The following is a 15516-nucleotide window of genomic DNA, read 5'->3' on the forward strand; positions in this document are numbered from 1 at the left end:
GCTTTGCGGCGTTCTTCGCGGCGGGTTTTGTGGCTTTCTTGGCTGCGGGTTTCGCGGCTTTCTTCGCGGCAGGTTTTGTGGCTTTCTTGGCTGCGGGTTTCGCGGCTTTCTTCGCGGCAGGTTTTGTGGCTTTCTTGGCTGCGGGCTTCGCGGCTTTCTTCGCGGCAGGTTTTGTGACTTTGGGTGCAGCCGGAGCCATTTCTTTGCGGCCGATATTATCAATGAGCATACACAAATCATCGAACACCTGTTCAATGTTGTTCATGCCATACACGCCGGTGTACTGGCTTCGGCTTTTATAAACGCCAATTACAGGCGAGGTTTCTTCGTGATACACATTGAGGCGGTTTCCCACCACAGCCGGGTCCTGATCATCGGCACGGCCGGAGAGTACGGCGCGGTTTACAATGCGGCGCACGAGTTCATCATTGTCATCTACTTCGAGCGCCACTACCATATCGAGTTTGGCGCCACGGCGTTCGAGCATGGCATCGAGCATGGGCACCTGCGCGGTGTTGCGCGGAAAGCCGTCGAAAATAAAGCCGGCCGCTTCGGGGTGTTTGTTCATTTCGTTTTCAAGCACACCGGCCACCAGTTCGTCGGGCACAAGCAAACCTTTGTTGATGAAGTCCTGCGCCTGTGCACCCAGCGGCGTGCCTGCCTTGCGCTCGGCGCGGAGAATGTCCCCCGTAGAGAGGTGAACGAGATTGTACTTTGCAGAAAGTTTTTCAGACTGAGTGCCTTTGCCGGCACCGGGGGGGCCAAAAATGATAATGTTGCGCATGTTGAGTTGTAGATAGGCAGCTAAGTTCGTGTTTTTCAGTGTTGCCAATGCTTTCCGCCTCGTATTTTTTTCGTCAATATGACAGGTGTCAGTAATTGGGGCATGTTTGGCCGCTTGCGGGGAAAGCAGCACATTTGCGCAGAATTATCGCATGGAAAAAATCAAAGCCATTTTCTCGTGGAGCGGCGGCAAGGATTCGGCCCTGTGCCTGCACAGGGTTTTGCAGCAAGGTATGTATGAGGTTTGCTTTTTGCTTACCACAGTAAACGGCAATCTGCAGCGTGTTTCGATGCACGGCATACCCGAAAGTCTGCTCGATGCGCAGGCTGCCGCCACCGGCATTCCGTTGAAAAAAGTGTATGTGTATGAAGCCAGCAATGCCGGATATGAAAGGCAAATGCACGAGGCGCTGTCACAGGCCAAAGCTGCGGGAATTAATACGGTAATTTTTGGTGATATTTTTCTGGAAGATCTTCGCAAATACCGCGAAGAAAAACTGGCTGCAGTGGGTATGAATGCCGTGTTTCCGCTGTGGAAAGAGGATACCGCAAAGCTGGTGAAGGAATTTACCGGCAATGGATTTCAGTCGGTAATATGCTGCGTGAACGATGCCTATTTGAGTGAGAACGACGCAGGGGCGTTACTCGATGCCGATTTTGTGTCTTCACTTCCGCCCGATGTGGATCCCTGCGGCGAAAACGGCGAATACCACAGCTTCTGCTTTGCAGGGCCAATTTACAATAAACCCGTGCAGGTGAAAGTGGCCGGAAAAATTTACCAGCCGCTTGATGCCGCGTTGCAGCAGCCCGACAGGCTGGGAAAGATTACAAAAGGATTCTGGTATGCCGATGTGGTGGAGGGTTAAGATGTAAATCAGCGCGAAACAATTACAAAATAAAATCACACCAGATCAACGTAAACCACAGCGCATAACTCAGAATAAAAAGTATAAAAAGTCCGGCCAGTAAACCCAAAGGACGCCACCACTCCGTAAAAAATCGTTTGAGCACGTTGCTTTCCGTACTGTCTGATTTGCGGAAAGTCTGAATAACCAGAAACACACCCGAACCAATCATGGCAAGCAGCACGATTACAAGTAAGAGATAGAGTGTTGCTTCAAACAGTCCGAGGGCGAAACAGGGTGTGTGCATGGACTGTATTCATTAAGGAAAAACACATCAGTCTTCCTTCACCACATAAATATTCCGCAGGTTGCGGCCCAGCCCATTGTAATCAAGCCCGTAACCTACAATAAAGGCTTCGGGAATTTCGAGTCCGATATAATCAATAGGCACCTCTTTTGCGTAGGCTTCGGGTTTGAAAAGCAGTGTAGCCACTTTCACATCGGCAGCGCCCTGCTCTTTTACTTTGGCCACCAGTGTTTCAATGGTAAAACCAGTGTCCACAATGTCTTCCACAATAATCACGGCGCGGCCGGCGAGGCTTTCGTTCAGGCCGATGAGTTCTTTCATTTTACCGGTAGAGCTGGTGCCGTGGTAGGAAGCCAGTTTTACAAACGACACTTCACAGTCGATACGGATTTCGCGCAGCAGATCGGCCGCAAAGAGAAAAGCGCCGTTGAGCACCACCAGAAAAAGCGGGTGGCGGCCTTCGTAGTCGCGGTTCATGCGCTCGGCCAGGGCCGAAATGGATTCGAGCAATCGCTGCTCGGCAATGTAAGGAACAAAGGTTTTATCGGCCAGACGGATGGAATTCATACAAATCGGATAAAAGTGGTGCAAAGGTACGATTTTTGGCCGGTTTCCGGATTGTGCATAAACTAACCGGCTGGCATTCAAAGCAGGGCGAAACTGTTCATAATTAGCCTGATGCAATACTAACAGATCCTGTTAAAAAGCCCGTTATTTATATGTAGAAATAAAACTGCGGGGGGCTGCATTCTATTTTCTACTTTTGATGCCCTTTCGAAAAATTCGCCCCACCGAAGCCGTTGACCCGATATGAGCAAGACAGACGAAAAACGCAATACCGGCCGCCGCCCCGCCTCGCTTTCGCAGGTGTCGCAGCAGCTCTATGAAATAGGCAAACTGCCGCCGCAGGCTGTGGAGCTTGAAGAAGCCGTGCTCGGTGCGCTCATGCTTGAGAAAGATGCGCTCACGGCTGTAATTGATATTCTTCAGCCCAAGAGCTTTTACAAGGAAGCACATGGCCGCGTATTCGGCGCCATTCAGAACCTGTTTCAGCGTTCCGAGCCAATTGACATTCTCACCGTTACGCAGGAACTCAAGCGCACCGGCGAGCTCGAAATTGTGGGCGGAGCCTACTACATTTCACAACTCACCAACCGTGTGGCTTCGGCGGCCAACGTAGAGTTTCACGCCCGCATCATTGCGCAGAAATACATCCAGCGCGAACTCATCCGCATTTCGAGCGACACCATCCGCGATGCCTACGAAGACACGGCCGACGTGTTTGACCTGCTCGACTCGGCCGAACGCAATCTGTTTTCCGTTGTAGAAGGCAACATCCGCAAGAACTACGACAAGATGAGTTCGCTCATCTCACAGGCGCTCAAACAAATTGAAACCGCCCGTAACCAGAAATCAGGCGTAACCGGCGTGCCCAGCGGCTTTACCGATCTCGACCGCATGACTTCCGGCTGGCAGCCCAGTGACCTTGTGATCCTTGCGGCTCGTCCGGCTATGGGTAAAACCGCTTTCGTACTTACACTGGCACGCAATGCCGCTGTAGAGTTTGAGCGCCCCATTGCCGTGTTCTCGCTCGAGATGGCTTCTGTGCAGCTGGTGCAGCGTCTCATTTCGGCCGAAGCTGAACTCTCGGCCGAAAAGCTGAAAAAAGGCCAGCTTGAAGAACACGAATTCCAGCAGCTTCACGTAAAAATCGGCAAGCTTTCCGAAGCGCCTATTTTTATCGACGATACACCGGCGCTCTCCATCTTTGAGATGCGCGCCAAATGCCGCCGCCTCAAAGCCCAGCACGATATTCAGATGATTATCGTCGATTACCTTCAGCTCATGACAGCCGGCGGCGAGAAAAGCCAGGGCAACCGCGAACAGGAAATCTCAACCATCTCGCGCTCGCTCAAGTCCATTGCCAAAGAACTGAACGTGCCGGTAATTGCCCTCTCGCAGCTTAGCCGTGCCGTAGAAACCCGCGGCGGCGACAAACGCCCGCAGCTTTCCGACCTTCGCGAATCGGGCGCTATTGAACAGGACGCCGACATGGTAATGTTCATCCACCGCCCCGAATACTACGGCTTTACGCAGGATGCCGAAGGCAACAGCACACAGGGTGTGGCCGAAATCATCATCGCCAAGCACCGTAACGGCGCCGTGGGCAGTGTAAATCTGCGCTTCATCGACCGCCTTGCCAAATTCTGCGACCTCGACGGCGGCCTCGACAACGGCGGCTACATGGGCGGCGACAGCCAGAGCGGCGGCACCTACAACGCCAGCGCCGGCATGGGCCCGTCTGACGATTTCAGCAACTTCGGTAATAACGGCGGCGGTTCAATTATTCGCGGCTCCAAGCTGAACGATATTGAAGAAGATCCGTTTTAATGGTTCATCTTATTGACTAAAACAAGAATCCCGCTCCAAACTCAGAGCGGGATTCTTGTTGAATAACTATCAGTTCCACGATAGAATTTTTCGTAATTCAGCCATCGGAGGAGGCTCTTCTCCAAATTCTTCCGCCGTGTATTCGCAGGTTGATCCGTCTTTGAAATTGTTGTTATGCCCCACCGTGGGTCCGTGAATGACAGCCACACGACCGGCAGCATCAATGAGTACAATTTTGGTGGAATCAGATTGAGAAAAATTGAGCATAATGCCTTTGTCGGCGCTCGTTGCCGGAAAAGTTAAGGCCATATTTTTACCCTTGCTAATAACGTATGCGATGATGGCCGGAAACACTTTACCCAGCACATTTTTGGCTGTCACAAGCACCTTTACCGGGTTTGCCAGCCGTAAAATCTGGTCGCAGTTAAAAATCCCCGTATTACTAAGCGACAGTGCCCGGCGCAAATTTTCATTCGTTAACGCAGACCCGGTCATTGATTGTTCGCGCTCGCGCTCGAGTTCATTTTCCACATATTCTTTCCACTCATTTATTCCCATACTTTTTTCCTGCTCATCCATCAGAGGACGGGCTTTTTTCCAGGCACTCAGAAATTTCAGTGATTTTTTATGCAGTTGTTTCAGATAGTCCCGCTTATCTCTCATCAAATCTTTATTGAATTGATTTTCCCTGAACGTCCTTCGTGCACTGTAGCGAATATCCCGCATGTGCATATTTACCGAACTAATTTTTTCTAACGATTTGTCTTTTTTATGAAAGGCGGTTACAGGTATTTCCACAATGCCATAAAAATGTTTCAACCGCAATACATATCCACCATGACCACCGGTAACCTGAATATCAAAAAACGAAAACTTTTTTCCGTACCGTTCCTTAAATTCCTTCGCGCTTAATTTTTCATTCATCATCCAAACAATCCCTGAATATGCCTTGAGTTCCGGGAAACGTTCATAATCTTTAACACCAAGCTGAAAGCAGGTGTAATTTCGTGAACCACTTACGCGATGAAGTTTAATGATCCGGTTTCTTCTCAGCGTATTTTTATCTGGCTCACGAAAGGGGATTTCTCTGGTATGTTTATATCTGAGCGATTCGAAACGCTGCTGAAAAGGTGTGGTATCCGGGTTTTCGATGTATTCCTCATCAATAAGCAAACTCAGGTACTTTTCTACGGCCGGTGTTTTTTCATCAGAAGAAGTGGATGCTGAAATTGCCTGTCCGTTATTATCAATTACCGGCCCCGGTTTTCCTTCAAATGTCCATCCTTTTTGTTCATCCAGGCGGTAAAAATTATAACTGCTTTCGGGCTGTGTAACGGCAAATTGCATTTGTATATTTTTGCCGGGTGCCACATTTACTTCGCTGCCCTGAGCCGCTGCAACAAGTTCAAACATACCGGCCGATTCGAAGTCGGAAGTTTGTCCGGCAGAATCATATTTCATAGGAATGCCGCTTGCAATAATATCAGCTGCATCGCGGAATTCGCGGTAGCTGATGGTAACTTCGCCGGTAACGGTGCGCCCCTGTTTATCGACAAAGGCATTGGCCGGGATATAAATTTTTGTGCCGCTGGGATAGGAAACACGTGCACCTTTTTCGGCGTTGAAGGTGTAGAAATTGCTTGCCACATCGGTATTGGCAATTGGCTTTTTCACCAGCGGATGCAGGTAGCGGAACACATTTTTACCCGTGCGCGAAGCAAGTTTTGTAGCAGCGCCCGGTACACCCTGAAAATAATCGGTAAGCTGCGAAAGGTGCAGGGCGCTTATTTCGCTGTTGTAGCTGCCGTAGGTAAGTTCGAGCGGCGCTGCACCCTGTTCGGCCGAACGGAAGCCGAGCGTGGTGCTGCTTTCGGAATAAAGCGCACCGGGCATGTTATGATTTAAGGCATACCCGTCGGCCAGCGAAATATCTGTATTCACAAAACTCAGTTTTTCAAGATGCCTCAGCCCGCGCACCGATGCAGGAAACTCGCTGAGTGCGGGCACCGTAAATACTGCGCTTTTCAACTCCGGCATCCTGCTGATACGGCTGCAGGCTGAAGCCAGATCGAGCTTTTCGCAACGGGCAATGCGGATATGCTTTGCTCGCAATTTTTCAACCGAAGCCGGCAGCTGCACAATCGAAAGCCCGTCGATAAACACCGAATCGACCGCTACCACCGCAGTGAACAGTTTGTGAAGATGTGTTTCGTCGATACTTCCGCCTACACGCAGCGAGGTACACGACTTTGCCGCCACACGGTTTACCGAAGCATTATCATTGAGCACAAATTCTGAAACCGCCGGTAAACGTGTTTCAGACTGAGCAGCCATTCCGGTTGAAAGGCTCAATACCACAAGCAAGGAATAAAAAGGGAGATTTCGCATGACTAATGGGATTAATGTGTTATGTAATCATAACGACAAGACGCAGAAACGATACAGGAGCTGGCAAAAAATTCCATATACAATAAGTCGCGGCCGTAAGCGTTTTTGCACACGAAAAACCGGCCCCATTTTCAACTGGCAGCTTATTTAATATATGTGGCAAAAAAAATTTCGGCTGAAGGTGTACCTTTCGGCGCTTTGCTGAATTAGGATAGCAAACAGCAGGCAGCTTACGTGAATACACACCATAAAACGAGCGGGGATTTGCGCGAGGAACATGCGCAGGTGGAGGCAGCAAAGGCCGATCCGGCCCGTTTTGCGGTGCTGTATGAGAAATATTACCGGCCGGTGTTTGTATTTGTATTCCGCCGTGCGGGCGATGATGCGGCAGCCGATGATATTGTAGCCAATACCTTTTTAAAGGCCATGCTGGCTTTGCCTAAATATCAGTATCGTGGCGTTCCGTTTTCGGCTTTTCTGTTTCGCATTGCGCTTAATGAAGTAAATCTTTACTTCCGCAAAACAAAACGCGAACGCCACGTAAGTCTTCAGCAAACCGATCTTGCAGCCATCATCACCGAGTCGGGCGAAACGGATTCTGACGAGCGCCGCAGGTTGCTGATGCGTGCATTAGCCTGGCTTAAACCCGAAGACATGCAGCTTATTGAACTACGTTTCTTCGAAAAACGTTCCTTTGCAGAAGTAGGACAGATCTGCGGAATGAACGAAACCAATGCCAAAGTGCGCACCTACCGCATTCTCGATAAATTAAAGAAACAACTCATCCGCTCGGGCGGATGGTAAAGCAATGACAAAGTATTCGTTCCATATCAACCCGAACGAGCCCGGCGAGGATCGCATTAACCGCAAGAAAGATTTCTCGCGGGTAATGCAGAACTACGAGCGTATGACGCATCCGTTGTACCGCACGCCGCTGTATCGCTACCGAAAGGTGTTTCTTTCGCTGCTGCTGGTGCTGCTTTGTGTATGGCTGGTAATTGAATTCGGCGGGGATGATGCGAAAGAGAAAAACAATCTGAAGGATACGCTGAAAAAAGACTCCGCGCAGACAAAGGGATTGCCCTGAGCAGATGCGTAAATCGGGCCTGCAGTTACTCGGTAAATTTATACCCTACACCGCGCACCGAATGAAAATGGCGCGGATTGCGCGGATTTTCCTCAAAGTATTTCCGGTAGTTGAGTATATAATTATCAATGGTACGTGCGGTGGGCAGGGCATCGTCGTTCCAGAGCGTTTCAAGAATCAGATCGCGTGATACCACTTCGCCTTTTTTACTGATAAGCAGGCGGAGCAGCTCTGCTTCGCGTTTGGTGAGAGGCCAGTTTTTTCCGTTGCCGGAAGCTTCGTAGGTGGCAAAGTCGATCCGGTTTTGTCCGAAAGTAAACTGAGAGGAAGGAGAAACTGCGCCGCTTTGCCGGTTCGATCGTTTTACAAGATTCTGTACACGAAGCAGAAACTCCTCAAGGTGAAACGGCTTGGTGAGATAGTCGTCGGCACCGATACGCAGTCCCTGCACTTTGTCTTCGCCGGCTGCTTTGGCGGTTAAAAAAAGCACCGGCACGGCCGTATCCAGCTTCCTGATGGCTTCACAAATTTCAAAACCGTTCATGAGCGGCAGCATCACATCAAGAATAACCAGATCGAAGCCGCCGGGTTCAAATGCCCGCACCGCACTGGAACCGTCAATTACCGCCAGCACGTCATATCCTTCGAGCTCAAGATTAAGCCTGATGGTCTTTAACAGATGCTCCTCATCTTCGGCAAGCAATATGCGTCGGTTCATGCCGCAAAGTTGCAAAACATATTCCACGTGCCAATTGTTCTCAAAAAACAGCAATCTGCCGACAAATTAGCACATTCTACCGACACCACTTGACCAGTTGGCAAAGAATGCTGAAATTGCAACTCTCAACACCGAGATACACGAAAAACAAATTGTACGACCATGACAAAACGACTCCTCACCTTTGCGGGTGTCGCCCTGCTTGCCGCATCACCTTTGCAGGCACAGCACGTTCACAAACCGGGCAAACCGGCACATGCACATGAATCGGCAGAGCATGCTCCCGGCCACCGCAGCTGCGGCAGCATGGAACATCTTAACATGCTGATGGCAAACGATCCTTCACTTGCATCACGCATGCAGCAGGAAGAAATCCGCACCCAGAACTTTATACAAAACCAGTATAATCCCAACCAGCGTGTGGTGTACACCATTCCGGTGGTATTTCACGTAGTATATCAGAATGCTACCGAAAACATTTCTACTGCTGCACTCAACGCGCAGCTTCAGGTGCTGAATGAAGATTTCCGCAAACTGAACGCCGATGCCTCTAACGTGCCCTCTGTTTGGCAAAGCATTGCAGCCGACTGCGAAATCAACTTCTGCCTTGCCACGATTGACCCGCAGGGCAACCCGACCACCGGCATTACCCGCACACAAACCACGGTAGGCTCATTCAACACCAACGACAACGTAAAATTCAACTCATCAGGTGGTAAAGACGCATGGCCTGCCGGTTCATACCTTAATGTATGGGTGTGCGACCTTGGCTCATCGCTGCTTGGCTATGCTCAGTTTCCGGGCGGCCCGGCCAATACCGATGGCGTAGTGCTTAACTACCGCTACACCGGTACCACCGCCACCGGCGCGCAGCCTCCTTTCGACAAGGGCCGCACCGCCACACACGAAGTGGGCCACTACCTTAACCTGTACCACATTTGGGGCGATGATGGCGGCGCATGCAATGGCAGCGACCAGGTTTCCGACACACCCAACCAGGCCGATGCTACCGGCGGATGCTACAACCCGGGCACCGTACTTACCGACAACTGCGCCACCAGCTCACCGGGTTACATGTGGCAGAACTACATGGACTATACCGACGATGCCTGTATGTACATGTTTACCAACGGCCAGAAAGCCCGCGTTCAGGCCTGTATGAGTGGTCCCCGCGCCAGCCTGCAGAACTCACAGGGCTGTGGTTCGTCGCAAACTTTTGCCAATGATGCCGGTATGCTCTCCATCATTACGCCCAACGGCAATATCTGCTCTACCTCGTTCCAGCCTGTGGTGACACTCAAAAACTTTGGTTCAGCCACATTAACTTCTGTAACCATTCAGTATCGTGTGGATGCTGCTGCATTTACCAACTTTAACTGGACCGGCTCGCTGGCCAGCGGTGCTCAGGTAAACGTAACACTGCCCACGGTAACCACTACCAACGGTACACACACCTTTACCACAGCCACCACAAGCCCCAACGGGAATACCGACGGCAACACCTCAAACGACCAGACCTCAGCCACCTTTACCGTGCAGGGAGCAGGACAAAATCTGCCCTACACACAGGGATTTGAGTCAACCACCTTCCCCCCTGCCGGCCACAGCGTAATCAATTCTGATGCGGCCACCACCTGGGTACGCAGCACTGCCGCTGCCAAAACCGGCGTAGCGTCTATGTTTATCGACAACAACAACTATGCGGGCACCGGTGAGCTTGACATCTTTGTACTTCCGGCAGTAAATCTGTCGTCGGTAAACAACCCGGTACTTACTTTCGAAGTGGCCTACCAGCTTTACACCGATCCGGCTTCCAACCCGAACTATTCGGATACACTCCGCGTTCAGATTTCTACCGACTGCGGGGCTACCTGGACCACCATTTACAACAAGTTCGGCACTGCACTTACCACAGCAACGCCCAACTTCAGTTCAAACGCTTTCGTTCCCACTGCCAACCAGTGGCGTCTGGAAACCGTGGCACTTGTTCCCTATGCTTCGGCTCAAAATGCACAGTTCCGTTTCATAAACATCAACGATTATGAAAACAACCTGTACATTGATGATATCAACATCACCAACACCACCGGCATCAATTCAGCTGATCTGGGCGGTATGTTTACCCTCTTCCCCAACCCCACAAACGGGCTGGTAACACTCAACATTTCGTTGCCCCAGCAGGAGCGTCTGCAAATCACCATTACCAACGCACTTGGTCAGGTGGTTGAGTACACCGAAGCAGGCAATACCTACGGTGGTCAGTTCAATTTCGACCTCGCCACGCAGCCCGAAGGCATGTACTTTGTACAGATCCGTGCTGGTGAGGCTGTAAGTACCAAACGACTGATTATTACGCACTAATCTAATTTTTCCGCATAAATTGAAAACCCGGCTGAAAAGTCGGGTTTTCGTTTTTGAAAATCCTTTTATCCTGCCTCTATAACGTTTTATGCCTTTAGCAGATTAAAAAAAAACCTTAGCTTCGTTCCAGACCAGAGGCATAAATTGCCCTAACGAATCAGACCAACACAATCAATCATCCTCATTCATTCCTAAATGAAGAAAGTTTTACTTCCACTCTTGTCTGTGGGCCTGTGTGCTTCACTTCAGGCACAAACACCACAGCGTTGCAGCAGCCATGAGTACCACCAGCACCAGCTTGCCCAGCATCCTGAAATGGCTGATAACGAAGCCGAAATCAATCGTGCTGCTGAGCATTTTGCAAACAACAACAGCCAGCCAACACGCGCTGTAGTTACTATTCCCGTGATTTTTCACGTGGTGTATGAAAATGCCTCTGAAAACATTTCTTCAAACCGCATTCTCGAACAGCTTCAGGTACTCAATGAAGATTACCGCAAACTCAATGCCGACCGGGTAAACGTGCCCTCCGCCTGGCAGAGTCTGGCTGCCGACTGTGAAATTCAGTTTTGTCTCGCCAAACGTACACCCAGCAACACCTGGACCGACGGCATCAACCGCGTTTCTACAACGGTATCCAGCTTCGATATTTTTTCTGATGATGTAAAGTCGGCTTCTACCGGTGGTGTAAACGTTTGGGATCGTACCAAATACCTGAATATCTGGGTATGCGATCTGGGTGGCGGCATTCTGGGCTACGCTCAGTTTCCCGGCGGACCGGCGGCTACTGACGGGGTTGTTCTCGACTACCGTTACACTGGCAAAACCGGTGCTTCGGCTCCTTACAATAAAGGACGCACCGCTACCCACGAAGTGGGTCACTGGCTGGGCCTCTACCACATCTGGGGCGATGACGGCGGTGCCTGCTCCGGATCTGATCAGGTGTCTGACACTCCGAATCAGGGTGGCGAAAACTACGGCTGCTTCAATGTAGGCCAGTCTGTTACCGACAACTGCACAGCGACTGCACCCGGTGTAATGTGGCTCAACTACATGGACTACACCGATGATGCCTGCATGTATATGTTCACAACCGGCCAGAAAACCCGTATGTGGAGTGTGCTCAACGGCTCACGTTCAAGCCTGTTAACTTCAAATTCCTGCACACCTGTGGGTATCGAAGAACTCAATGTACTCCACGCAATCAGCGTATATCCTTCTCCTTCAAACGGTGAAGTAACCGTTGATTTCAACGGTAATAATGCCACAGACGTAGATGTGGTTGTATATAATACCGTTGGACAGGCTGTGCTTACCGCACGTTACGCCACCCTCAGCGATTCACGCATTGTGCTCGACCTGAGCGATGTGGCTGCAGGTGTGTATGCAATTGAAATCAGCTACGGCGGTGAGAAAACAAACCGCAAAGTGGTTATTCAATAACGAACCAAACTGTTAAAAAAAGACTGTTTCCGTGAATGGAAACAGTCTTTTTTTTTGAAAGTTAACCGGGTGAATAACCAGATTTATCTCACAATATGTTTAGGCAGCTATAGAATTTCGAACTAAATTAAGTGCATGAAACACTTCCTTACCATAGCCATAGTACTAGCATTTAGTACTGCAGCGTTTGCCCAGCAGCCCGCTATACGTTGCCACACAAACGAATTTGCAGCACAACATACCGATGTACAAACACAGCAAAATTATGCGGATGCAGAAAACCGCATTACACGCTGGCTTGAACAACATCCCGATGCAGGTAATACACGCACAACCATTGTAATTCCTGTTATTTTTCATGTGGTGTACAACAATGCACAGGGCAATGTGGCTCCGCTAAGGCTTATTGAGCAGCTTGATGTGCTTAATGAAGATTTTGGCGGCTACAACAGCGACTATGGAAATACGCCGGCGGTGTGGCAACCTATAAGCGGTAATACGGATATTCAGTTCTGCCTCGCACATGTAAACCCGCAGGGCGGTTGGACAAATGGTTATGAATATTATCAGACCAATGCGAGCCTTTGCACATTCAGCAATATTTTCACCACAGCACCGGGATGGAATCCGAACAATTACCTGAATATCTGGGTGGTACAATGCAACAACAGCGTGCTTGGTTTTGCAGCACCTCCGGGCAGCCCGGCTACGGAAGACGGTGTGGTGATTATGCACAATTATATTGGCCAAACAGGAGCATCAGCACCTTATGATCTGGGCCGTACTGCCACTCACGAAGTAGGCCACTGGCTGGGGCTGCAACATATCTGGGGCGATGATGGAGGCGCCTGCACGGGTACTGATAATGTAGCCGACACACCCAATCAGGCCGATAATACTTTTGGCTGTCAGGCTGTAAACACCGTGCTCACCGATGCATGCTCACCTGCTGCGCCGGGTATTATGTGGATGAATTACATGGACTACAGCGATGATGCCTGCATGTACATGTTTACACAGGGGCAGAAAGCGCGCATGTGGGCCACCATTAACTCGGTACGTGCCGGCTTGCTTACTTCAACTGTTTGTCAGATTACCGGCACATCGCAGCAGGACTTGCAACCTATGCCTGCATTGTTTCCCAATCCGGCGCAACAAACCGCTGCAATTGAAATTCCGCAAGGCTATGGCGATGTACTAAGCATTGATATGTACACTGCAAGCGGGCAGCTTGTGTGGCAACAAAACCAGCCCGCACTCAACGAACAGCGGATTATGCTCGACCTCAGCACATTTGAAACAGGCGTGTACTTTATTCGCTTACGCACAGCCGGCGGCAACACGGTGCTGAAACTGATTCGCGAATAAATACGCACTTATTGGCTGCTTGCTAAGGCTGCTTCGGGAAACCGGAGCAGCCTTTTTTATGACAATTACCTGTATATGCATCAATTTTAAGCACACGCAGCCCAAAGGCTTTGTAACTTTGCATGCGCAGCAGGCAACCATGTTTTCTGCGAATGTTTTTATGATGCAAATTGCCCGTCCTTCCGCAGTGGCTGATTTACTCGAAGCCACCACCTATTCGCCCAAGCTGAAACAAATTGCCCGCAAGGTGCTAGACGGTGAGCGTATTACCCCTGCCGAAGGCGAATTGCTTTACACAGATGCCGATCTGGCCTTTGTTGGATCGCTGGCCAACCACATCCGCCAGAAACGCCATGGCGACTACACCTATTTCAACCGCAACTTCCATATCGAGCCCACAAACATCTGCGTGTATGATTGCAAGTTCTGCTCCTACTCGCGCCTGCTCAAGCAAAAAGAGGGTGCCTGGGAACTTTCCGTACCCGAAATGTTGCAGTTAGTACGCAATTACGACGGAAAGCCGATTACCGAAGTGCATATTGTGGGCGGCGTACACCCGAAAATGGGGCTCGACTTTTTTGCCGGCCTGCTTAAAGAAGTGAAAAATATCAGGCCCGATTTGCACATCAAGGCTTTTACCGCTGTGGAACTTTACTACATGTTCCGTAAGGCCAAAAAAACCGTGGAAGAAGGCTTGCAATACCTCAAAGACCACGGCCTTGATTCATTGCCCGGCGGCGGCGCCGAAATTTTCGATGAACAGGTGCGTGCCATTATTTCCGAAGATAAATGCTCGTCGGCAGAATGGCTTTACATCCATGAAGCGGCGCATAAACTCGGCATACCCTCAAACGCCACCATGCTCTACGGCCATGTTGAAAATTATGCGCACCGCATTGATCACATGGAACGCCTCAGACAACTGCAGGACCGAACCGGCGGCTTCAATACCTTTATTCCGCTCAAGTTCCGCAACAAAGACAATCAGATGTCGCACATTGCCGAAGTATCGGTAATTGAAGACCTGAAAAACTACGCCGTTTCGCGCATTTATCTCGACAATTTTGCACATGTAAAAGCCTACTGGCCCATGATCGGCCGCACCACCACACAACTGGCCTTGTCGTTTGGGGTAGATGATATCGATGGTACAATAGACGATTCCACCAAAATATACACCATGGCCGGTTCCGAAGAGCAGTCGCCCAAACTCAGCACCGAAGAACTTGTTAAGCTTATAAAAGATGTAAAACGCCACCCGGTAGAGCGCGATACACTCTACAATGTGGTGCAGGATTACTTAAATTTCGACTTTACTACAAATTCACCCGCCCAAAACGGAGCTCCGTTACTGAATTAAATCGTATTAATCCGGCAAAACAAAGAAAAATCATTGTCCGAAAAATATTTTACAATCAATTAATAAACAATCGTTTATAAAAACAGAAATCGGAAATGAATGTCCATAACAGGTACGAAACAAGTTTTGTTTAGGGGGGTGCAGTGATACATTTGTATCGTGTGACACCCAGAGATGGTTCAGCTATAAATCTTATCTCACACTGTTCACAGAGGGGTCCTGTAGAACAACTTCAAGGGTTTAGAAGATTTTGGTCTTCGCACACCAGGAAAATATACCCTGATACGCTACTGGGGTTAAAGCGTATCAGGGTTTCCTGTTTTTAGCCGGTTCCATTTTGAGGTGAATCTTTTCGTTGGGCTCCTCAGGAAAATCCTCATTTATAAAAATAAACTCCGGTTTTCCTTCGTCGCCCGCCTCAATCTTCACCTCAAAATGAAACCGGAATGCGTCGCCGGAGGTGAA

At 49.8% G+C, this 15516-nt stretch carries 12 protein-coding genes and 1 pseudogene; 8 read left to right on the forward strand and 5 right to left on the reverse strand.

The annotated features are described in order from the left end of the window. Window positions 1-211 precede the first annotated feature (211 nt). A pseudogene (locus IM638_20270) lies at window positions 212-784 on the reverse strand (adenylate kinase). A gap of 151 nt (window positions 785-935) precedes the next feature. On the opposite strand from IM638_20270, the gene IM638_20275 reads away from it, so the two are divergent. Next, on the forward strand, window positions 936-1649 hold the full coding sequence (locus IM638_20275; protein ID MCA6365379.1) for a diphthine--ammonia ligase: 714 nt from the start codon (window positions 936-938) through the stop codon (window positions 1647-1649). A gap of 22 nt (window positions 1650-1671) precedes the next feature. On the opposite strand, the gene IM638_20280 is transcribed toward IM638_20275, so the two are convergent. Together IM638_20280 and hpt are read right to left on the reverse strand one after the other, a co-directional pair. After that, the gene (locus IM638_20280) at window positions 1672-1935 is read right to left on the reverse strand and encodes a hypothetical protein (protein ID MCA6365380.1); all 264 of its coding nucleotides are present in this window, start codon (window positions 1933-1935) and stop codon (window positions 1672-1674) included. Window positions 1936-1962: 27 nt separating this feature from the next. Next, complete coding sequence (gene hpt / locus IM638_20285) at window positions 1963-2502, reverse strand: hypoxanthine phosphoribosyltransferase (protein ID MCA6365381.1); 540 nt, start codon at window positions 2500-2502, stop codon at window positions 1963-1965. Window positions 2503-2745: 243 nt separating this feature from the next. Here hpt and dnaB point away from each other — a divergent pair, with 243 nt between their 5' ends. Beyond that, window positions 2746-4326 (forward strand): replicative DNA helicase, encoded by a 1581-nt coding sequence (dnaB, locus tag IM638_20290; protein MCA6365382.1) that lies wholly within the window; start codon window positions 2746-2748, stop codon window positions 4324-4326. 69 nt (window positions 4327-4395) lie between these two features. On the opposite strand, the gene IM638_20295 is transcribed toward dnaB, so the two are convergent. Further along, complete coding sequence (locus IM638_20295) at window positions 4396-6714, reverse strand: hypothetical protein (protein MCA6365383.1); 2319 nt, start codon at window positions 6712-6714, stop codon at window positions 4396-4398. A gap of 234 nt (window positions 6715-6948) precedes the next feature. Here IM638_20295 and IM638_20300 point away from each other — a divergent pair, with 234 nt between their 5' ends. Both IM638_20300 and IM638_20305 read left to right on the forward strand, forming a co-directional pair. Then, window positions 6949-7518, forward strand: a complete 570-nt coding sequence (locus IM638_20300; protein ID MCA6365384.1) for a sigma-70 family RNA polymerase sigma factor — start codon at window positions 6949-6951, stop codon at window positions 7516-7518. 4 nt (window positions 7519-7522) lie between these two features. After that, window positions 7523-7801: a hypothetical protein gene (locus IM638_20305; protein MCA6365385.1), complete on the forward strand. Its 279-nt coding sequence runs from the start codon at window positions 7523-7525 to the stop codon at window positions 7799-7801. 25 nt (window positions 7802-7826) lie between these two features. Here the strand turns inward: IM638_20305 and IM638_20310 are convergent, their stop codons facing one another. Then, on the reverse strand, window positions 7827-8519 hold the full coding sequence (locus tag IM638_20310) for a response regulator transcription factor (protein MCA6365386.1): 693 nt from the start codon (window positions 8517-8519) through the stop codon (window positions 7827-7829). Window positions 8520-8681: 162 nt separating this feature from the next. Between IM638_20310 and IM638_20315 the strand changes: the two genes are divergently transcribed. The 4 genes from IM638_20315 to mqnE all read left to right on the forward strand — a co-directional run bounded on the left by IM638_20315 (window position 8682) and on the right by mqnE (window position 15051). Beyond that, a complete protein-coding gene (locus tag IM638_20315) occupies window positions 8682-10880 on the forward strand; it encodes a T9SS type A sorting domain-containing protein (protein ID MCA6365387.1) in 2199 nt (732 codons plus the stop codon). Between the two features lie 195 nt (window positions 10881-11075). Continuing rightward, window positions 11076-12323, forward strand: coding sequence for a T9SS type A sorting domain-containing protein (locus IM638_20320; GenBank protein MCA6365388.1), 1248 nt, complete (start codon window positions 11076-11078; stop codon window positions 12321-12323). Between the two features lie 135 nt (window positions 12324-12458). Further along, window positions 12459-13691, forward strand: coding sequence for a T9SS type A sorting domain-containing protein (locus tag IM638_20325; GenBank protein MCA6365389.1), 1233 nt, complete (start codon window positions 12459-12461; stop codon window positions 13689-13691). 163 nt (window positions 13692-13854) lie between these two features. After that, window positions 13855-15051, forward strand: a complete 1197-nt coding sequence (gene mqnE / locus IM638_20330) for an aminofutalosine synthase MqnE (protein ID MCA6365390.1) — start codon at window positions 13855-13857, stop codon at window positions 15049-15051. Window positions 15052-15516 lie beyond the last annotated feature (465 nt).

The sequence above is a fragment of the Bacteroidota bacterium genome (genome assembly GCA_020402865.1).
Lineage (GTDB): Bacteria > Bacteroidota > Bacteroidia > Palsa-965 > Palsa-965.

Bases quoted from the DNA above. Each gene is read 5' to 3' on its own strand.
- IM638_20320 (MCA6365388.1), top strand. From the start codon at position 11,076: ATGAAGAAAGTTTTACTTCCACTCTTGTCTGTGGGCCTGTGTGCTTCA.
- IM638_20275 (MCA6365379.1), top strand. From the start codon at position 936: ATGGAAAAAATCAAAGCCATTTTCTCGTGGAGCGGCGGCAAGGATTCG.
- IM638_20310 (MCA6365386.1), bottom strand. From the start codon at position 8,519: ATGAACCGACGCATATTGCTTGCCGAAGATGAGGAGCATCTGTTAAAG.
- IM638_20325 (MCA6365389.1), top strand. From the start codon at position 12,459: ATGAAACACTTCCTTACCATAGCCATAGTACTAGCATTTAGTACTGCA.
- IM638_20295 (MCA6365383.1), bottom strand. From the start codon at position 6,714: ATGCGAAATCTCCCTTTTTATTCCTTGCTTGTGGTATTGAGCCTTTCA.
- IM638_20280 (MCA6365380.1), bottom strand. From the start codon at position 1,935: ATGCACACACCCTGTTTCGCCCTCGGACTGTTTGAAGCAACACTCTAT.
- IM638_20305 (MCA6365385.1), top strand. From the start codon at position 7,523: ATGACAAAGTATTCGTTCCATATCAACCCGAACGAGCCCGGCGAGGAT.
- hpt (MCA6365381.1), bottom strand. From the start codon at position 2,502: ATGAATTCCATCCGTCTGGCCGATAAAACCTTTGTTCCTTACATTGCC.
- mqnE (MCA6365390.1), top strand. From the start codon at position 13,855: ATGCAAATTGCCCGTCCTTCCGCAGTGGCTGATTTACTCGAAGCCACC.
- dnaB (MCA6365382.1), top strand. From the start codon at position 2,746: ATGAGCAAGACAGACGAAAAACGCAATACCGGCCGCCGCCCCGCCTCG.
- IM638_20315 (MCA6365387.1), top strand. From the start codon at position 8,682: ATGACAAAACGACTCCTCACCTTTGCGGGTGTCGCCCTGCTTGCCGCA.